Origin of the sequence: Succinivibrio faecicola, assembly GCF_019448115.1 — a bacterium.
Classification (GTDB): domain Bacteria; phylum Pseudomonadota; class Gammaproteobacteria; order Enterobacterales; family Succinivibrionaceae; genus Succinivibrio; species Succinivibrio faecicola.
The window spans coordinates 82,201-102,927 of record NZ_JAGFNY010000003.1 but is presented as its reverse complement, the minus strand read 5'-3'; the positions used below and the strand labels follow the sequence as shown (position 1 = coordinate 102,927).

Here is a 20,727-nt window from a genome sequence, read left to right as displayed (position 1 = left end):
CTAAAAGAAGTAAATAGATTGTATTAGTTATATTTTGTTTTAAAAACAATAAAATAAGTAAAAAACTTGGTCAAAAATATTTTTGAGAATTGACATTAGAAGTGACAAAAAAAAATGTCACTTCTATAATAGCTAAACAAAATAGAGGATCAAACAAGACTATTGTGATAGTTCAAATAAGTATTTTCTCCTTTTCTAATTAAAAAAAACAGTGTCAATGCATTACTCTATGCACCGACACTGTCATTTTTGTAAAATCTAATTAGATGTGCTTGATAATCTCATCACCGAATTCACTGGTAGTTAAGGTTGTTGCACCTTCCATTAAACCAGCAAAATCAGATGTTACACGCTTTGAGGTAATAGCCTTTTCCATAGCATCAACAATCAAATCAGCAGCCTCTTCCCAGCCCATGTGACGTAACATAAGTTCAGCTGACAGGATGATTGAACCTGGGTTTGCCTTACCGGTACCTGCAATAGTAGGAGCAGTACCATGAGTTGCCTCGAAGATTGCGCTGTCAGCACCGATGTTTGCACCAGGTGCAATACCGATACCACCCACTTCTGCTGCAAGAGCATCAGAAATATAGTCACCGTTTAAGTTCATTGCGCAAACTACATCATAATCCTGTGGATATAGAAGAATGTTCTGTAAGAATGCATCAGCAATACAATCCTTAACTACAATTTTCTTGCCATTCTTTGGATTGGTGAAGCTTACTACACCCTTCTCATCCTTAGTTGCACCATACTTTTCTTCAGCAAGCTTGTAACCCCAGTTCTTGAAGGCACCTTCAGTAAACTTCATGATATTGCCCTTGTGAACGATGGTTACTGACTTTCTGTCATGGTCAATAGCATATTCAAAAGCAGCACCGATTAATCTTTCAGTACCAGCCTTTGACATAGGCTTTACACCGATACCGCAGTCTGTATTAAAGCGGATCTTCTTAACGCCCATTTCTTTTTCTAAAAAGTCTATAAGCTTCTTGGCACCTTCTGAATTTGCTTCCCACTCGATACCTGCATAGATATCCTCAGCATTCTCTCTGAAGATAACAGTATCAACAAGCTCTGGATGCTTTACAGGTGATGGAACACCATTGAAGTAACGTACTGGACGAAGACAGATATATAAATCAAGAGTCTGTCTTAAAGCAACGTTTAATGAACGGATACCACCGCCAACAGGAGTTGTTAGAGGTCCTTTGATAGCAACGTGATACTTTCTGATAAAATCAAAAGTCTCATCTGGTAACCATGTGTTGTCACCATAAACCTCAACTGAACGACCACCTGCATAGATTTCCATCCAAGAAATCTTCTTCTGACCGTTATAAGCTTTAGCAACTGCAGCATCAACAACCTTCTGCATTACAGGAGTAATATCAGCACCGATACCGTCACCACGGATAAATGGAACGATTGGATTTGCAGGAACCTGCAACTTGCCGTTTGCATCGATTGTAATTGCGCTACCTTCTGCAGGTACTACAACTTTTGAGTTGAACATCAGTATCTCCTAATAAAACAATGTATGATGCATAATTGTAGCAAAAATAGTGCAAAACTAGCAGTATTCTTGAAATATTCTCAGTTAGACTGCTTTATGCACAAAAATATGGCATCAGAAAAAAAAATCATGTCTTGTCTCCTTTTTATCTGCAGTTTAAAAAATCAGTAATTTTTGCTAAAATGATCACATTCAAGGAGATAAAAATGTCATCAAGATTCAAGCCATATGCAACCGTTGCTCTTATTGTTGAGCACAATGGAAAATACCTTATTGTTGAAGAGTATAACGAGGATCAGGAAAACCGTCTTGTCTTTTCAAATCCATGCGGTCATATTGATGGAAGGGAAACCATTGTTGAGGCTGCAAAAAGAGAAGGTTATGAAGAAACCGGCTGTGAAGTTGAAATTGTAAGCCTTGTTTCTATTGATGATTATGTCAAGGATAATGAAACAATCTACAGATTCTGCTTTGAAGGCAGGCTTAAGGATTACAAGGAGCAGATGAGAGCTGATGATCCTGACAATGAGATCCTTGCAGTTAAATGGTATACAAAAGAAGAAATCTACAACAACAAGGATAAATGGCGTACAAGACTTGTTGGCAAAAATTTCGATGCCTATTTCAAGGGACAGCGTTTTGATCTGTCTTTAATAAGCTCAATCAAGCCATAGGATATAAAATGGAATTTGATGCACGCATCCCTTACGAACAGCTAAAAGGAAAGCATGTTGTTGTCGGACTGTCAGGCGGTGTAGATTCATCTGTGAGTGCTGCACTTTTAAAGCAGAACGGAATGAAAGTAACTGCTCTTTTCATGAAAAACTGGGAAGAGGATGACACTGATTCATACTGTGCTGCAGCAAAGGACAGAGAGGATGCACAGAAAGTCTGTGACAAACTTGGAATAGAACTTAAAACCATCAATTTTGCAGCTGAATACTGGGATAATGTTTTTGAGATATTCCTGTCAGAGTACAAGGCTGGCAGAACACCGAATCCAGATATTCTTTGCAACAAAGAAATCAAATTTAAAGCTTTCATGCAGTATGCAATCGAGGTACTTGATGCTGACTACATTGCTACAGGTCATTACTGTCAGAGAAGCTTCAATACACCAAAAGCTCACCTTTTAAGAGGTGCAGATTCAAATAAAGATCAGAGTTATTTTCTGCATGCAATAAACAGAAATATCCTTGAAAGAGTGCTCTTCCCTGTAGGCGATATTGAAAAGCCTGAGGTTAGAGCCATTGCAGAAAAACTAGGTCTTGCAACTGCTAAAAAGAAAGATTCTACAGGTATCTGCTTTATCGGAGAAAAACGTTTCCATGAGTTTCTCTCAAAGTATATTCCTGCAACACCAGGTGACATTGTTAACACCAAAGGTGAAGTAGTTGGCCGTCATGATGGACTTATGTATGCAACCATAGGTCAGCGCAAGGGACTTAATATTGGCGGCAGAAAAGACAGTAACGGAAAACCATGGTATGTTGTTGAAAAGGATGTTAAGAACAACAGACTTATAGTTGCACAGGGAAATGAGGATACTGATCTTTATTCATACGGACTTGTTGCAATCAATGAAAGCTGGATCACTGACTGCCCTCAATTACCATTAAAATGCACCTGCAAGATCCGTTATCGCCAGCCAGATGTACCTTGTACCGTATACAGAGAAGGAAAAAACCTAAAGGTTATTTTTGATAATAAGGTTGCAGCTGTAGCTCCAGGTCAGTCTGTTGTGTTCTATCAGGGACCTGACTGTCTTGGTGGTGCTGTTATTGACCGACATCTGAAAGATTAGAAATATGAAGAATATCAAATCAGAAGCAATTGCTCTTGCAGCATTGTTCCAGTGCTGTTCACAGATAAACAGAATAGCTCATACAGGGTACTGTGATGAAAATGCAGCAGCGACAGTATTACGTGCACTTCTTGTTACAGATCCTGATACAGTTGAGGATATCTACAAGACAAGCGATCTTAAAAATGGATTTAAGTCTCTTATTGAAGGATTCTCAACAGACGGTATTACAGACAATAATGCAAAAGAGCTGGCAAAACTTGCAATGCAGGTTATTGCTCTTACAGATAGAATTATGGGTAACTCTTCCTTGTACAACAGACTGTCAAATGAAATTGATTCTCTGAAGGTACAAATTGAAAAGAATTATCCTGATTTTCTTGATGGAAGTACTTCAGTTGTCATGAATTCAGACAATGTTGAAAAATTTGCTCAGCTCTATCAGTCTTTAATCAGTCCTAATTTTTCAAAACTCCTGATTTTTGGTGAGGAGCGTTTTTTAAGTTCAACTGAGAATCAGAATAGGATCAGAGCTCTCCTGCTTGCAGGTATCAGAGCAGTGGTTTTATGGAATCAGGTAGGCGGTAAAAAGCTTTATTTAATGTTCAGACGTAAAGACATTCTAAGTTACGCATCTGAGCAGATCTAGAATTTCTACTTTTATATGAGGAATATCATGGAACTTTCAACTTTATCAGCTGTTTCACCTTTAGATGGTCGTTATGCATCTAAAACTGAAGAACTGCGTCCTATTTTTTCTGAATATGGCCTTATGCGCTTTAGAGTACAGGTTGAGTTAACCTGGTTAAAGCACTTGGCAGCCTGCGAACAGATCAAAGAGGTTCCTGCATTTTCTAAGGAAACTGTTGAGTTTATCGATTCAATTATTAAGAACTTCAACGAAGAAGATGCTTTAGATATCAAAAAGCGTGAAGCTGTAACAAACCATGATGTTAAGGCTGTTGAATACTTCTTAAAGGACAAGACAAAGTCTAACGAGCAGATTGCAAAAGTTAGCGAGTTCATTCACTTTGCATGTACCTCAGAGGATATCAACAACAACTCTCATGCTTTAATGCTTAAGACTGCAAGAGAAGAAGTTTTACTTCCAATTGTGGATGAGATCATCTCAAAGATTGCAGATTTAGCTCACAAGTATGCAGATGTTCCATTATTAGCACGTACCCACGGTCAGCCTGCATCTCCTACCACTATCGGTAAGGAAATGGCAAACGTAGTTTACAGAATGCGCCGTCAGCGCGAGCAGATTGCCAATGTTGAAATCATGGGTAAAATCAACGGTGCTGTTGGTAACTTCAATGCTCATACAGTTGCATATCCAGATGTTGACTGGTACGCATTTTCAAAGGCTTTTGAAGAGGATTTAGGCTTAACCTTCAATCCATATACAACTCAGATTGAACCACATGACTACATTGCTGAGTTATTTGCCGCTGTTGACAGATTCAACACAATCCTTATCGATTTTGACCGTGATATCTGGGGTTATATCTCAAACGGTGTATTCACTCAGAAGACTATCGCAGGCGAAATCGGTTCATCAACTATGCCTCACAAGGTTAACCCAATTGACTTTGAAAACTCAGAAGGTAACCTGGGTATCGCCAATGCTCTATTCGGTCACTTAGCAAACAAATTACCTATCTCACGTTTCCAGCGTGACCTTACTGACTCAACTGTTTTAAGAAACCTTGGTGTTGCTTTTGGTTATTCTCTAATCGCTTATAAATCAACCCTAAAGGGTATTTCAAAGCTTCAGGCTAATGCAAACCACACTGCAGTTGAATTAGACAACAACTGGGAAGTTTTAGCTGAGCCATATCAGACAGTAATGCGTCGTTATGGTATTGCAAATCCATACGAGAAGTTAAAGGAATTAACCCGTGGTCAGCAGGTTACTAAAGAGATCATGGAAAACTTCCTTGAGAATCTTGATATGCCAGAAGAAGCAAAGGCTTTATTACGTGGCTTGACTCCTGCAACCTACATTGGTCGTGCTGTCAAGTTTGCAAAGGATATCTAATCTATATTTATAATGTTAAAAGGCCTCATATTGAGGCCTTATTTATTCTTTAAAGGACATCCATACTAATGAGATGTATCTAATGGAGCAAAAGACTTAATCAGATCATCTACTGCCTTGCACTGAGCCAAGAATGGCTCTAATTTATCAAGAGGTAAAGCTGATGGACCATCACATTTAGCATTTGAAGGATCTGGATGAGCCTCAAGGAATAAACCTGCAATTCCAACTGCTAATCCTGCTCTTGCAAGCTCTGTAACCTGAGCTCTTCTGCCACCTGATGCTGCACCATTGCTGTCACGGCACTGAAGAGAATGTGTAACATCAAAAATTACAGGATAATTACCTGTAACCTGCTTCATAACAGAGAAACCCAACATATCTACAACAAGATTGTCATATCCAAAATTTGAGCCTCTGTCGCAAAGAAGAAGCTTGTCATTTCCGCACTCTTCAAATTTCTTTGTAACATTAGCCATCTGAGATGGAGATAGGAACTGAGGCTTCTTGATGTTTACAACCTTGCCAGTCTTTGCAATTGCAGCAACAAGATCAGTCTGTCGGGCTAAGAATGCAGGGATCTGAAGAACATCAACATATTCTGCAACTACAGCTGCCTGCTCATTTTCATGAACATCAGTAATAATAGGTACATTAAAAGTCTTTTTGATTTCCTCAAAAATCTTCATGCCCTCATCAAGACCAGGACCTCTGAATGAGAAAATTGATGATCTGTTAGCCTTGTCAAAACTTGCCTTGAACACATATGGAATATTTAGTTTTTCAGTAACCTTAACATAGTGTTCGCAGATCTTCATTGCAAGATCACGACTTTCAAGAACGTTCATTCCGCCGAAAAGAACAAACTTATTGTGGTTGGCAATTTCAATATTGCCAAGTTTAACAACCTTATCTTCCATTTGAGCCTCGATATGAATTGATTACTGATAATATGATATATGAAAAAGAAAAATATACAAAACAAAATGTTCTTTGTATGTTACATACGTTTACCTGACAGTCACCTCTTTTAAAGGAAAAAGTCTTGAGAAAAGAAGCCTATTGCTCTGAGTGCAGAGGTTGTATGCAGCAAAAAAACTAAAGGTTCACTTTGCTTTATCAAAAAAACAGCAGATACTAAGTTATTAACATCTGCGACTTAAATGGCAGGATTATAAGACACAAAAAAAGGACCACATTAAGTGATCCTTTAAATGTTTGATTGTATTTATACCTTAATCTTAGATACCATCTCTGTTAAGTGAGATACGTTATCTGTTGCATCATTAACGATTCTCTGAGCGGTATCAACCTCAACAGCAAAGCCCTGAGCTGCATTGGTAATGCTCTGCATGTTGTTGGAGATTTCAGATGTTGCAGTTGTCTGCTGCTCTGCAGCTGTTGCAATCTGACCAATCTGAGCAGTTACAGTTTCACCCTTCATGATAATATCGTTAAGCAGTGATTCGATAGCAGCAGTTTCTGCAGCTAAAGCATCCATTGACTCAACAGACTTGGTCATAGACTCATTTGCAAGGTTGGCATCAGACTGAACCTGAGATACCATTGAGGTAATTTCCTGAGTAGATTTTGAAGTACGGGATGCAAGGGCACGAACTTCATCTGCTACCACAGCGAAGCCCTTACCAGCCTCACCTGCACGAGCAGCCTCAATTGCAGCGTTAAGAGCAAGTAAGTTGGTCTGAGAAGCGATCTCATCAATGGTCTGAACAATAGTACCAATCTTCTGAGCTCTATCTACAAGAGCGCTAACCTGCTGAGCATCGTTCTTTGACTTAACAACCTGTTCCTGAATAGCTTCAATGGTCAGACGAACCTTTGATACACCATCCTGGGTGGTTCTGTTGGAATCTTCAGCATTAACAGCAGCTTCCTGACAGTTCTTGGCAATATCAGATGTTGTAGAAACCATCTCATCTGCTGCAGCTGCAACTGTAAGAGCACGGCTCTCAGTTACCTTAGCAGATTCGGCAATCTCACTTGTAGTGTTATTGATGTTGGTAAAGTTCTCATTTAACTTGGCTTCAGCACCCTTGATAGCACCTACAATGCCCTGCCATTCAACACGCATACTCTCTAATGCACGTAGAAGTGTACCAAAGTCATCATTTAAGTTTGTACGTATCTCACTTGACAGGTCACCTTTTGAAATTGCAGATGTTGCAACAAGAGCCTGCTTGATTGCACCTGTGAATACCGTTGCAAGAGAGATGCTTACAATTACTGACAGAATAACTACCAATAATGATGCCAATGCAACAGCAACGATATGACCGTTGGAGTTCAGCTCATTTAAGTTTGCCATGATACTTGACAGAATTGATGAGTTAATCTTGACAAGGATCTTATTTGCATTAACTAGCTTTGGATAGATTTCTACAGAGTAAATACCACGAGCCATAGGTTGAAAGTTACGCTTTAAGACAGGAATAAGTCTTTCATGGTAATTTGCTACAACTTCTGCAATATCAGACTTTAAGAGTTTTGTGTACTCTGTTGAATTAGTGCTGTCAATCTTATCAGCAAACTGACTTATCTGTGTTAACTTGTTTTCAACAGCAGCCTGATTTTCAGGAGTAAATTCACGAATATTACTTACGAAAATAAACAGCTGATCGTTGACCTCATTTATAAGTGCGCTGATTTCAACATTAGGATTATAGTTACCTGAAAGTTCTGTATCAGCATACTCAATAGAGCCCTTAATAGATGATAGATTTACTAAGGAGACAATTGAGATAACGAGTGTCAATACGATTACAACTGAGAAGGCGACAAGAAGTTTAGCCTTTACTGCAAGATTATTAAACCAACCAAACATATGAATCATCCTTATTTGTATAAGAAAAACAGTGTCAGCAGACTACTGATACTTTGTTACTATTATCGGCAATGTTTATCAATAATGTTAATCCAAAATTATTAAATTTTGACTTAATTCAAAGTTATACCTTATTGAAATACAAACATTTAACGGTGCATCACAAGATTTCTTTAACTACTAAAATAAAAAACCTCAGTAGTTATAAAACAAACTGAGGTATTATTTCATTTTTTTTAATTTCTTATTTTTCAGATTCCATCTGAGCAGGTGATTTTGGCAGCTCAACATAAGAATCATCATTATCTACAAGATAACCTACTCTCTGAGCTGGAATTTCATCACTTATCTTTAAAACAGGAGATTGCTGTGTCTGACTATCAGAAATTGCAAGTTCTGATCTTTCCTGTCTGAAAGCTGTTGCCATAACAATGCTCTGAGCCTGACTGTCAGCATCCCTGCTGGACTTTAAGCCATATACAATCTCTGCTAAGGCATGAGCCTGCATACATACAGCCACATATCTGTTTGCAATATCTCTCATACACTGCAAGAATGTCAGATACATTTCAGATGAATGCATAGATACGTGCTCTGAGCCGATAATAGCTACTAATTCTAGCTGACATTTATCGATATCTCGGTTAAGTTTCTTTGAATGCTTTACCAGGTTTTCAACAGACTGATAATTAGCCTGTTCTCTTATAGATGCCAGATCGTCATTTAAGCGCTCAACTCTCTTTAACAGTTCATATAGACTCTGTTTCATGACACCACTAAATATAGTATGACGGTTTGCAACATGATTTACAGCCTGATCAATTGCGTAATGAACTGATTTTGAAGCTTCCTTCATATTTGAGAACACAAGATAGAAGAAGAACTTGGCATCATTTGTACATTTAGCTCTTGAAACAGCCTTTGATGAAAGCAGATCTTTTGTATTATCTATTGCAAGAGAATAGTAAGCACGTCTTTTCTCACTTAAGGATTCAAGAATATTAGATGCCTTGTTACGTGCTCTTCTTAACTGGAATTCGTTATCATCAAAGAAGGCATCGATTGAAACCTGCAGGCTTTCAAGCTCCTTTGTAAAATATTCAGGAACTGAATTAGCAACAGACTGAAGAATTTCCTGATCAGTTTTTGCTGAAAGTTCACTGATTGCAGCATCTGATTTTGACTTTCTAAAGAAGTTAGTATAGATAATTAAAACAAATACAAATGGAGTTATGCAAAGAGCAGCAATATACCCAAGATTAAACAGAATAAATCCGATAAAGCATGCAAATGTAAAGGCGGAAATACCGGTTAAGAACCAGCCTGCAATAACAGTTACCACACCTGAAATTCTATAAACTGCACTTTCTCTGTCCCATGCACCGTCAGCAAATGAGGTTCCCATTGCAACCATGAAGCAAACATAAGTTGTTGATAAAGGTAGCTTTAATGAAGTTGCAACAGAGATTAGCGTTGCAGCAATAACAAGATTTATTGAAGCTCTTACATAGTCAAAAGGTAATCTATCCTCGCCTTTCTTAACAAGAGGTTTTGTATATCTTTTCTTGATATAGGAAACGCCTGAATCAGGCATAGCCTTATATACTGTTCTTGAAACACCAAGACCAATTCTTGTGATGATTCTGCCAAGAGTTGAAGCGCCGAACTGCTCTCTTGTACCTGATGTGCTTGATGAAAGGTTAATAGATGTCTGAATAACCTGTCTTGCCTTCTTGCTCACCCACAGAGTAACACACATGATAGCGCCTGCTGTAAACAGCCAGATTGTTGAGGTTCTGTTAGTCTCATTCAGACAGTCCATCATGAATGATGAATCACCTGCTCCAAACTGACTCCAGTTTTGATATGAGTCAAGCGCTGCAAGAGGAACACCTACGAAGTTTACAAGATCGTTTCCTGCAAATGAGAATGCAAGTGCGAAGGTACCTGCAAGAATGATAAGGCAGAATACATTTCTCTTAAAGAGCACCATTATCTGACCAATCAGAGCAAAAGATGCGAAGATGGTCCACATGATAGTTGAGAAATGAGCATTCATGAACTCAAGATATTCAGGCTTCATAAAAGATGCACCCTTAGCACCTTTCATGATTAGGAAGTATGCAATTGCTGAAATTGAAAGACCGCAGTAGATACCACCAAGATATTTTACAGTTCTTTCAAATCTGAATGTGAAAAGAAGTCTGCAGACAAACTGCACTACCATACCTGTAATAAAAGCAATTACAACAGACAGTAAAATAGCTGAAACAATGGTAGCGGTTCTATCAAGCTTAATGTAATTGAAAATTTCTGAATAGGACAGACCAGTACCATATACCTTAAAGAAGGATGCGAATGTTGCAGCGCCCAGTAACTCGAAAATGATTGAAACTGTTGTAGAGGTTGGCAGACCGAATGAATTGAAAAGATTAAGTAAAAGGACATCTGAAATCATTACAGCGACAAAGATAAGGATTATTTCACCGAAGCTGAACATTTCAGGATAAAGCATACCTTTTCTTGCAATTTCCATCATTCCAGACGAAAAGGTAGCTCCCATAAGAACACCTAACGAAGCAACCACCAGCACTACGGCAAGTGGCGCGATTCTGGTTCCGATAGCAGAATTTAAAAAGTTGGCAGCGTCATTACTTACGCCTACAAAAAGGTCCAGTGCAGCCAGCAGCAGAAGCATAACCACAATGATAAAAACTATACTTGAAAACATGGTGTTCCTTAAGTTATATACTTTGGGGGTAATTTTACTAGATCTAATTACTTTTTTGGTAGATATATTTTATTTTTTACTTGATTCGTAAAGTTCTATTCAATACTTTGTTAAATTTATGTAAAATAAAATAATTGTGATGTTATTCACATATTTTTATTATATTTAACTATCTTTTGTTAATTTTTGTGAATATTTAGATTGCAGTTTATATAATATTTTTATCTTGTTTTTAAGACGAAACTGATCTTAATCTATAAAAATCTTTATTTTTTTAAGGTATGGTATGGAGCATAATCTTCAGAAAGATATTGTATATGAGCAGATAAAAGAGAAAATCATCCAGGGCTCTTTTGCTATGGGCGAGAAGATCTCCGAAAGAATGCTTGAACAGCTTATTACAGCTAACAAGGCTCCTATCCGTGATGCCTTAAAACGACTGCAGGCTGAAGGTCTTGTTGTAAGAAAAGCTAAAAGTGGAACATATGTATTCTCATTAAATTCAAAAGAACTTTTGGATCTATTAAACTTCAGATTTGTAATTGAATCTCAAAGTGTGATCCTTTCTTTTGCTATAAATCAGGAAAGATTAATAGAAGAAACAGAAAAAGTAATTGTAAAAATGAAATTTGCTCTATCTTCTAACAATGGTGAGGATTATCTTTATCAGGATTCTGTTTTCCATAAAAACCTTGTAGATCTGTGTGAAAACAGCTATTTCATTTCATCATTTGAAAGAATTTCTGCAATAATGAACACAGCTAGAAACAGACTTGGCAACAATATGGAACACATGCAAAAATCCATAATCGAGCATCAGAATATTGCTAATGCAATCAAGGAAAGAAATATTGGTCGTGTTGTAACCCTTCTAAGAGCACATATTCTTCCAGACTTTGGTGCCTACTGGAAAAATTTTGAACATTTAGTTAAGTAATTGTAATAAAAGACAAATTTGATTTTTTATAAAATATTATTTACATTTTTTACAAAAAATTTAATGTTTTTTTTGCAGTTTTGTGAAAGAATAAAGCGTTTTTTTTAAGCAGGACAGGTTTCCTGACAGGATTTGTGTATAAACCGAAGTTAAAATAGGCTTCTTTTTCTTTAGGAGGATGTATGATTTCAGCATGCATTTTAAATGAAGACACTGATAAATTAAGCATCGTTCAGGTCAGTCCTAAAGAAAGTCTTCCTGCCGATGTTATCTGGCTTGATGTTAATCAGCCTGATGAAGAAGAGCGCTCCTGGCTTGAAACTTTATTCGTTGAGGACGTTCCTGAAGAGGATGAGATGGATGATATCGAGTCATCATCCCGTTTCAGAGTAGGTCCTGACGGTGTTCATATCCTGTCATTATTCCCACAGAGACTTTCAAATGAAACCCGTGGTGTGAACATGTCTTTTACAATGAGAAAGAATCTTCTTATCTCATTCAGGGAAGATGACATCTCAATTGTCAGACTTTTAAGATACTACATAAGACATGACAAGGTTGAAATCCGCTCAGCTCTTGATATCCTTTTAAAACTTCAGGATCTTAAGGTTGATCAGTTATCCGATCTCATCGAGGATGCTTACTTTACTCTTGAACAGACATCCGACCAGATAACAGATGATTCTCACGTGAAGGAAACTTTAGAAGAGCTTATTTTACAGGAAGAGTTGAACTCTCAGATCCTGCAGGCTCTACACGATACAAGAAGAGCTTTAAGATTTATCAGAAAGACATTTGAAAGCTATATTGATGACAGACAGTCCCGTGTGCTTGAAGAGGTTTTAAACGATATTGAGTCTATTCTGCCTCACACCTCATTTATTTCTAACAAGATTAACTTCCAGCTAGAAGCATCAATGGGTTATACAAATCAGAAGCAGAACAGCATCATCAAGATCTTCTCCGTGGCTGCTGTAGTGTTCATGCCTCCTACCTGGATTGCATCTGTTTATGGAATGAACTTTAAGTTTATGCCAGAAATAGAATGGTATTACGGTTATCCGGTTTCTATCGGAATGATGATTTTATCTGCAGCTATTACATATTTCTTCTTTAGAAAGAAAGGCTGGTTATAAGCACAAAGCTTTCAGTTATTAATAATCTTGTATTGCGCCTTAAGTTGTCTTTCTGCGAAGGCGCAAAAAAAACATCTACAGTAGTTTCTTCTCTTTTGCTCTTTTAATAATCTCCAGAAGAGCAACAACCGAATCATGAGTTGTAGAGTCTTTTAATTTAATAATATCCTCAAATGGCAGATACATAATACCTGATACCTCACTTGCCTGTCTTTTAGTGATCAGATCGGTTTTAGCTAGATACAAATATCCATAAAAATAGCGCATTTTTGATTTGCCAACTATTTTACAGTTACCAAGTGAGTGAAACTCTACTTCCTTTAAATCAGCATCTATACCAACTTCTTCTAAAAGTTCTCTTTTTGCACTTTCATCAAAATCCTCTCCATGCTGTATCACACCACCTACAACAGCATCAAAAAGCCCCGGAGCATAATCCTTGTTTAAAGTTCTAACCTCCACAAGAAAATTACCTTTACTGTTGCAAAGTGCAATATATGATGCTCTGTGAGGCAACTGATCTTTTCTCATCTTTGCTCTTGTAACAGTTTTTATAACCTCGTTATTTTCATCAACAATATCAACAAGTTCCTGAGAAGACATATAAATTCCTTTTTATTATTTTTTGCAAAAACATTATAATGTTTTATCCGCTATAAAGGAGAAAAAAATGTCCGACAGTGAAAAGCTAGTTGAGCTTGAGGAAAAAATTTCCTGGCTTGAGGCTGAACTTGAAAAACAGTCTAATGAACTAACTTCTGTATATGAAACTTTAGATAAACTAAAAGTACAGTTTAAAATCCTCTACTCAAAAGTTGGCGATCCATACGCAACCAGAGATCTGAAGGATGAAGTACCACCACCACATTATTAGAGTAATATCTTATGAAACTACTGATCAAATTACTTCTTGTAGCATGTATCGCCCTTAATCTCAGTGCATGCTCTAACAGCGAAAAGGCTGTAGATTTAAAATTACCAACATATATTGATGAGCCAAAAAATGGACCAAAGGTAATGATTGCAGATGTAACTGATAATCGTATGTTTATCGGCAACGCAAAGCAGCCTAATCTTCCATCAGGAAAGATCTTGTCAAAAGATTACAAATCAAGAGCTTATGCAAGACTCAAGAATATGTTCAATGAACAGTCAGGTGCTCTGCTCCTGCCAAAGAACAGCACTGTGGCTGACTTGTTTAGAAAGCTTATTTCAAGAGCGTTTAGTGAAGCTGGATATCAGGTAGTAGAACCTGGTTTTGCTGATGATGAAGAAACTATTGTAGTTGCAGTAAGCATCAAACAGTTCTGGACATGGGCTGGTCTTGATAATATGACTGATGATATAAATTCAGATATTGAGCTTGATATCTACACTCAGCAGAACAATATGCAAAAGCACTTCAAGCTCAAGAACCGTCAGACAAGAAAGGTAATTACAGATACAAAGACACTGTACAAGACTACTACAGAACAGTCACTTGAAAATATCTACCATCTTGCTATTGAAAAAATTCAGCACCAGCTTTAATTAGTTTTCATCAAATTTATCCTCTGTATATTCTTCATACATACAGAGGATATGTTCAATATCTTAATCAGTATTTATTATTTTTGTATTTTAAAGAAATACTGTTTCTATCTTACAAAAAGCATTTTAGCGTTGAAATAGTTTTACATTCTCCACCTGCAAAGGAAGGATCATTCTAATGCAGAGACTAACAGCTTGGAGTGCAAGGATGACTGAGATGCTGACATCTTGAATATTCACTCTCTTCAGTCAAAAAATCTGCAATGCTATTTGAGTCTCTTATTTTGCTTATTCCTGCCAGAAAGTGCATATTTTTTTAAAGATAGTACGTAGAATCGAAAATCACCTTTCCAATCTTACATTCTTTGATAAATCAGTTGTAAACTCAAAAACAAAAAAATCCTCCGATACTTTTATGTATAAGGAGGATTGTTACTGTTATAACATCAGAATTTCACTTATTACTTGCTATTGTCCTTTTTATCTTTCATATTTGCAAAGATAGTAGCAACAATCGGTCCTGATATGTTGTGCCATACAGAGAAAATGGCACCAGGAACAGCAGCAATCGGATCGATTGCTCCAGTTTTAGCTAAATTCTGTGCAAGTGTTACTGACAGAGCTGAATTCTGCATACCAACTTCAATAGCTACAGTCTTTTTGGCAGACAATCTGAATTTAAAGATCGCCCCCATCAAATAACCAAGAGCATAACCTATGCAGTTGTGCAGTACTACCAGAACAAAGATGATTGCACCAGTCTGTGCTAAACGTTGAGCATTCAGTGCAACAACAGCACATACAATAGCTACAATTGCAACAATACTTACAAGTGGAAGTGATACGATAACCTTCTTTACTGCATTTTTGAACAGTAAATTTACAATGACACCGCCAACGATTGGAAGGATCACAATTTTAATGATTGAATAGAACATGGCTACAGGATCAATATCTACCCACTGACTGGCCATCAGGTAGAATAAAGCTGGTGTAACAACAGGAGCTAAAAGTGTTGTACATGCAGTAATCGTCACAGATAAAGGAACATCAGCTTTTGCCAGATATGACATAACATTAGATGAAGTACCGCCAGGACAGCATCCTAAAAGCAGAACACCTGCAGCAATTGATGAGAACTCAGGCATATCAGTAAAGAAACTGAATACAAAAACCAGAACATAAGCAATTACTGGCATTAAAATGAACTGTCCTGCAACACCTGACAGAACCATTACAGGTCTTTTCAGAACTTCAGCAAAATCCTTTGGCTGCATGGTCAGTCCCATACCAAACATTACAATACCAAGTAGATAAGCAATGTATGGTGCAATCTTTGTAAATCCATCTGGAAAGAAATATGCAATCAGAGCAAATACAATAACTATATAGGCAAAGGTTCTTGAAAAGAAAGAACTTACTGCCGCAATAAGATTCAGTACAGTTTTCATGAATAATCGTCCTAAAAAAAAGTTTTTTTGCATTGTAGATCCAATTTGAAAATTCATCACTATTTTTGTACATTTTTAGCACTTAATTCATGCATTATGTTCAAATATAGTCATTTTGAAATTCTTTTCTTCTTTTTATATAAAATCGAAGAAAAGGAGATTTTATGACACAGACTGTTATAGGCGTTTTGCCTTTATATGACACTCAATTAGACAGCATATGGATGCTTCCTGACTATATAAATGCACTGGTTGATCACGGCGCTTGTCCTATTATTCTTCCATATACTGACAAAAAAGATGTTCTTGAACAGATATGCTCATACTGTGACGGTTTTCTTTTCACAGGCGGTCAGGATGTATCACCAAAACTTTACAATGAGCAAAAGGCTGACTACTGTGGTGAGTGTCTTGATATTCTTGACAATCTGAGTGTAACTGTCTACAACCATGCTATTTTAAAGAAGAAAACAATTTTAGGGATCTGCAGAGGATTGCAGTTTATCAACGTTATGCAAGGAGGGACTCTCTATCAGGATATTGTTTCTCAAGGCAAATCAGAGATTAATCATCATCAGGAAAAACCTTATTGCACTCCATCTCATAATGTTACTTTAGTAGATAACTCATATCTGTCTTATCTGTTTGAAATTTCAAATATTAAGGTAAACAGTATTCATCATCAGTCTATCAAGGATTTAGGAAAGGATCTGATGATAAACGGTATCTCACAGGACGGTATTATAGAAGCAGTAAGCAGTACCACACATCCTTACATGGTAGCTGTTCAATGGCATCCTGAATATGATTATAAATACAATGATAAATCGAGCCTTCTTCTAAAGGATTTTGTAAAGAAAACTCAGATCCTAAAGAATACGATTTAGTAATTTTTTTCTTAATTTACAGACAAATACGATTTTTATACATCATACAAACGTGATAAAACTCATGTTTTATCCTTTTTTAATGTGTACTGTGTATCAAATTTGCATATATAAAGCCACTGATATTAAAGGAATAATTAAGATCCCCTTATAAGTCAAAAACATAAGGAGGCTTCTATGCCAAGATTCATGTGGTTTATCCTTGCTGTAGCTATGCTTATAGTAGGATATTTGGTATATGGTAAGTTTGTGGAGAAGGTCTTCGGTATCAAACCTGAAAGAGCTACCCCTGCAAAACTAAAAAATGATGGTGTTGACTTCGTTGCAATGCCAAAATGGAAGCTCTGGCTTATTCAGCTATTGAATATTGCCGGTGTCGGACCTGTATTCGGACCTATCCTTGGTGCTCTGTACGGTCCTGTTGCATTACTATGGGTAGTATTCGGAACAATCTTTGCAGGTGCCGTTCATGATTACTTCTCTGGTATGCTGTCTGTACGATATGGCGGTGCAAATGTTCCTGATATCGTAGGTTACAACCTTGGAAAAGGTGCAAAATACGTAATGCGCGTGTTTGCTACTATCCTCCTTTTACTTGTTGGTGTTGTTTTTGCAACTGCTCCTGCAGGACTGCTTGCAAAACTGACTGCAGGTTACTTTGATAACAACCTGACAATGACATTCTGGATTGTTATCATTTTCGCTTACTACTTTTTGGCAACAATCGTGCCTATCGATAAGATCATCGGAAGAATATACCCAATCTTCGGTGCACTGCTTATCATAATGGCTATCGGTGTTACAATCGGTCTATTCGTCTACAAATCAGGTGATTTCTATTCATGGTGTGATTTTGATGTTAATCCACATCCTAAGGGGCTGCCAATCTGGCCTTTAGTATTCATTACAATCGCCTGTGGTGCCTTGTCAGGATTCCACTCCACACAGTCACCTCTGATGGCTCGCTGTCTTGAAAATGAAAAAGAAGGCAGAATGGTATTCTACGGTGGAATGGTAGCAGAAGGCTTTATCGGTCTTGTATGGGTTACTGTTGGTATGACATTCTATCCAACAGCTCAGGAGCTAATGAACGCTGGTGGTCCTGCATCAGTAGTATTTGAAAGCTGCCGTGATCTGCTGGGTCCTATCGGTGGTATTCTTGCAATTCTTGGTGTAGTTATTCTGCCAATCACCTCTGGTGATACAGCATTTAGAGCATGCCGTCTGACAATTGCAGAGGCTATTCATACTGAGCAAACAAAGGCAACCAGTAGACTTTTAATTGCAGTACCTGTTTTCATCATCGGTATAATCTTATCCCAGGTTGATTTCAACGTTATCTGGAGATACTTCGGCTGGTCAAATCAGTCACTTGCAGCAATCGCTTTATGGGCGGCTGCAGCATACCTGTACAGAAGAAACAAACTGCACTGGATAGCATCAATTCCTGCAACATTCATAACATCTATTGCAGCTGCATATATTCTATACGAGCCTAATATGGGATTCGGTATGGATCTGACAGTTTCAAATGGTGTTGGTATTGTATTTGGTTTAGCTTGTCTTGTAGCACTTTTAGTATTTGGCAAGCGTCCTGTAGCTGATGAACCTGCAGGTGTTTAAATCTTAGTCAAAAGGCAGCTGAAGCTGCCTTTATACAGTTAGCAAAAAGGGCGAAAAATCGCCCTTTTATATTTATTCTTTATGATCCAAAATTAAAGGAATTCTTCAAAAGCACGCTTTAAAGCTACTGATGCATCCTTTTCGTCTTCACCTTCAACATGAAGATAAATCTCTTCACCAAAACGGATACCTAAACCTAAAAGAGCAAAGATTCCGCCCTTCTTTAAATCGATTTTACGATCTTTATAGATTAAGGTGATTGTAGACTTGTAAGCACTTACAGCTTTAATGACTGCACCTGCAGGACGAGCATGAACACCATCTCTATCCTTGATTGTATATGTTAGCTTTTCCATAAAGAAATCCCATAAAAATAACATTCTGCCATCTATTGATATAATAAACCACATTTAATAAATTGACAATTATGTTAATGCTATTTTGAACAGTGATTAAAAAAAAACAAGGAGCACTACTGCTCCTTATTATTGAATATCAGTTAATGTCTATTTTGCTTTGACGACATTAGCCTGATTATTTGTATATTCTACAAACTGTGCTGACATTACCTGTGCAAAGCCCTGATAGATCCTTGAGACAACCTCATAAGGTACAGGAGCATCATCCTTGTCATACAGAGTAATAGCACTCATGTTGCCATGAATACCGACACGGATCTTATATGTACCCTGATCAATATCAAGCGATGTTGAATTTGTGTACACTACCTGCTCATCAGAACTGTCCAGAACCTCAATATCATACTGAGCCTTTGCAACAGAATGTGCTGTTACACTCCAGCCAATTCTTGGGAATGTTCTTACAAGCACCTTGTTGGTAGTATCAAATGGAGCTTCAACCAGGATAGCATCATGACCATTGTTATCCTTACCAAGTGTAATTACAAGATTTTCAGGATCATATGATCTTTCAACAAATCTATCATTCAAAGCATGAATGATATTGTTTGAAAAGCCCATAGTAAATCTTTCCTGCTCGATAGGAGAAAGATCTTTATTTACAGAATAACCATTTGACAGGAATCGTCCTGAAGCTAACAGTCTGCTTGCAATACCAATTTCATTGGCAGAATTTCTACCAACACGAAGCTGATAAATCTGACGATAACGAAGAATACCATTGTCCTCGTCAAGCTCAGAATAAGGTTTGCCGTAATCTGTAAAATCAGATGAAACTGTTGTCAGAACATACTGACCGTCAGAAACCTCACCGATACCAACCTTCATGGTTCTCAGCATTGAATCAATCAGCATCCATGCATCATCCTCGGTACGAATACCGTGGCTTCCATCTTTTTCAAACCATACAATAGCCTCATTGTCTATCCACTGGGTGTAGCTGCCAAAGTCTGCTCTGTATGGAGCTGCAGGAGGTCTTACATCAACCTTCTCACCAACATTTCCCTTTAAGGTGTCTGGATTTACAGAAGGAACCTTCAGCTGAGAATTCCTGCCAGGATTATCAAGACCTTCTGGTACAACAATTTTGTTGTCTGATAATTGAGCATCAAGATATGAATAATATCCGGTTGACTCATTCACACTTTCATCAACACCAAAAACCTTCTGGTACTGATTCTTTACACAAATACATCCGGACATAACAAAAGCAGGAAGGCCACATACAAAGAGTGCGCCTACCAGCTTTTTGATTTTAATTCTGGTCACAAGGATCTCCAATTTTCCTTATAAAAAAGAAAGCTTCCTGAAAAACAGGAAGTCTTGTCTTTTATTAATCCGCATCAGTCTGTACTAGAGGCTTCTGCAGATAATTGAATAAATTATTACTTACCATATTTAGAACTTCTCTAATGGAAGAAAGTTCAGGATCATATGCATTAATGTATGTTGGCTCACAGCCTGGCTCGTAATAACTTACACTTGAGAAAACGGCATCAACATCTGTATCAGATAAAGTTAATGAACATCTAAAGTCAATTAGACGCTCTACCCCTGCCTGAATCAGTAAAGGGTCGCGCATTTCCTTTCTGAAATTGATAACACCCATTGAGCGGTCATCCAGGAACACCTGATTTGGCTTTACACCGCATCTTACCCAGTGTTCAGCTTTATCATAAGCTCTTTCTAACTGATTATCAGAATGATAGGTAAAAGCAACCTCATAATCGCTTCCTGGTGGAGGTGCTAACTTCTCATCTGATTTTTGCACGTCAGAATTCTCATAATCAGACATAATGTCTACTCC

General features: G+C 37.5%; 19 protein-coding genes. 10 read left to right on the top strand and 9 right to left on the bottom strand.

Annotation, left to right across the window (positions count from 1 at the left end):
* Positions 1-262: 262 nt before the first annotated feature.
* Complete coding sequence (gene icd, locus J5V48_RS02225; protein WP_219936613.1) at positions 263-1,516, bottom strand: NADP-dependent isocitrate dehydrogenase; 1,254 nt, start codon at positions 1,514-1,516, stop codon at positions 263-265.
* Positions 1,517-1,722: 206 nt separating this feature from the next.
* Between icd and J5V48_RS02220 the strand changes: the two genes are divergently transcribed.
* Genes J5V48_RS02220 through purB form a run of 4 tightly spaced genes read left to right on the top strand, consistent with a single transcriptional unit; the run spans position 1,723 to position 5,364 of the window.
* The gene (locus tag J5V48_RS02220; RefSeq protein ID WP_219936611.1) at positions 1,723-2,190 is read left to right on the top strand and encodes an NUDIX domain-containing protein; all 468 of its coding nucleotides are present in this window, start codon (positions 1,723-1,725) and stop codon (positions 2,188-2,190) included.
* A gap of 8 nt (positions 2,191-2,198) precedes the next feature.
* Positions 2,199-3,320, top strand: a complete 1,122-nt coding sequence (gene mnmA, locus J5V48_RS02215; RefSeq protein ID WP_219936609.1) for a tRNA 2-thiouridine(34) synthase MnmA — start codon at positions 2,199-2,201, stop codon at positions 3,318-3,320.
* A 4-nt stretch (positions 3,321-3,324) separates the two neighbouring features.
* A complete protein-coding gene (locus J5V48_RS02210) occupies positions 3,325-3,969 on the top strand; it encodes a lysogenization protein HflD (RefSeq protein ID WP_219936606.1) in 645 nt (214 codons plus the stop codon).
* A gap of 27 nt (positions 3,970-3,996) precedes the next feature.
* Complete coding sequence (purB, locus tag J5V48_RS02205) at positions 3,997-5,364, top strand: adenylosuccinate lyase (protein WP_219936604.1); 1,368 nt, start codon at positions 3,997-3,999, stop codon at positions 5,362-5,364.
* A 65-nt stretch (positions 5,365-5,429) separates the two neighbouring features.
* Here the strand turns inward: purB and kdsA are convergent, their stop codons facing one another.
* The 3 genes from kdsA to J5V48_RS02190 all read right to left on the bottom strand — a co-directional run bounded on the left by kdsA (position 5,430) and on the right by J5V48_RS02190 (position 10,937).
* Positions 5,430-6,284 (bottom strand): 3-deoxy-8-phosphooctulonate synthase, encoded by an 855-nt coding sequence (kdsA, locus tag J5V48_RS02200; RefSeq protein ID WP_219936602.1) that lies wholly within the window; start codon positions 6,282-6,284, stop codon positions 5,430-5,432.
* A 308-nt stretch (positions 6,285-6,592) separates the two neighbouring features.
* Positions 6,593-8,206: a methyl-accepting chemotaxis protein gene (locus J5V48_RS02195; protein WP_219936599.1), complete on the bottom strand. Its 1,614-nt coding sequence runs from the start codon at positions 8,204-8,206 to the stop codon at positions 6,593-6,595.
* 244 nt (positions 8,207-8,450) lie between these two features.
* Positions 8,451-10,937, bottom strand: a complete 2,487-nt coding sequence (locus J5V48_RS02190) for an inorganic phosphate transporter (protein WP_219936596.1) — start codon at positions 10,935-10,937, stop codon at positions 8,451-8,453.
* A gap of 286 nt (positions 10,938-11,223) precedes the next feature.
* Here J5V48_RS02190 and J5V48_RS02185 point away from each other — a divergent pair, with 286 nt between their 5' ends.
* Entirely contained in the window at positions 11,224-11,874 is a 651-nt protein-coding gene (locus J5V48_RS02185) for a GntR family transcriptional regulator (protein ID WP_219936594.1), read from the top strand.
* Between the two features lie 182 nt (positions 11,875-12,056).
* Entirely contained in the window at positions 12,057-13,010 is a 954-nt protein-coding gene (gene corA, locus J5V48_RS02180; RefSeq protein WP_219936592.1) for a magnesium/cobalt transporter CorA, read from the top strand.
* Positions 13,011-13,085: 75 nt separating this feature from the next.
* Here the strand turns inward: corA and J5V48_RS02175 are convergent, their stop codons facing one another.
* Positions 13,086-13,613 carry an NUDIX domain-containing protein gene (locus tag J5V48_RS02175; protein WP_219936591.1) on the bottom strand — a complete coding sequence of 176 codons (528 nt, stop codon included), beginning with the start codon at positions 13,611-13,613 and terminating at the stop codon, positions 13,086-13,088.
* 67 nt (positions 13,614-13,680) lie between these two features.
* Here J5V48_RS02175 and J5V48_RS02170 point away from each other — a divergent pair, with 67 nt between their 5' ends.
* Positions 13,681-13,884 carry a SlyX family protein gene (locus J5V48_RS02170; RefSeq protein WP_219936589.1) on the top strand — a complete coding sequence of 68 codons (204 nt, stop codon included), beginning with the start codon at positions 13,681-13,683 and terminating at the stop codon, positions 13,882-13,884.
* 11 nt (positions 13,885-13,895) lie between these two features.
* A complete protein-coding gene (locus J5V48_RS02165; RefSeq protein ID WP_219936587.1) occupies positions 13,896-14,540 on the top strand; it encodes a hypothetical protein in 645 nt (214 codons plus the stop codon).
* A gap of 461 nt (positions 14,541-15,001) precedes the next feature.
* On the opposite strand, the gene J5V48_RS02160 is transcribed toward J5V48_RS02165, so the two are convergent.
* On the bottom strand, positions 15,002-15,991 hold the full coding sequence (locus tag J5V48_RS02160; RefSeq protein WP_219936585.1) for a bile acid:sodium symporter family protein: 990 nt from the start codon (positions 15,989-15,991) through the stop codon (positions 15,002-15,004).
* Between the two features lie 164 nt (positions 15,992-16,155).
* Between J5V48_RS02160 and J5V48_RS02155 the strand changes: the two genes are divergently transcribed.
* Positions 16,156-16,878 (top strand): gamma-glutamyl-gamma-aminobutyrate hydrolase family protein, encoded by a 723-nt coding sequence (locus J5V48_RS02155; RefSeq protein WP_219936583.1) that lies wholly within the window; start codon positions 16,156-16,158, stop codon positions 16,876-16,878.
* A 177-nt stretch (positions 16,879-17,055) separates the two neighbouring features.
* Positions 17,056-18,501, top strand: a complete 1,446-nt coding sequence (locus J5V48_RS02150) for a carbon starvation CstA family protein (RefSeq protein ID WP_255557655.1) — start codon at positions 17,056-17,058, stop codon at positions 18,499-18,501.
* A 92-nt stretch (positions 18,502-18,593) separates the two neighbouring features.
* On the opposite strand, the gene J5V48_RS02145 is transcribed toward J5V48_RS02150, so the two are convergent.
* From J5V48_RS02145 to J5V48_RS02135, 3 genes are all read right to left on the bottom strand, one after another.
* Entirely contained in the window at positions 18,594-18,857 is a 264-nt protein-coding gene (locus tag J5V48_RS02145) for an HPr family phosphocarrier protein (RefSeq protein ID WP_219936581.1), read from the bottom strand.
* Between the two features lie 150 nt (positions 18,858-19,007).
* Positions 19,008-20,189 (bottom strand): outer membrane protein assembly factor BamC, encoded by a 1,182-nt coding sequence (gene bamC, locus J5V48_RS02140; protein ID WP_219936579.1) that lies wholly within the window; start codon positions 20,187-20,189, stop codon positions 19,008-19,010.
* A 64-nt stretch (positions 20,190-20,253) separates the two neighbouring features.
* Complete coding sequence (locus J5V48_RS02135) at positions 20,254-20,715, bottom strand: hypothetical protein (protein WP_219936577.1); 462 nt, start codon at positions 20,713-20,715, stop codon at positions 20,254-20,256.
* Positions 20,716-20,727 lie beyond the last annotated feature (12 nt).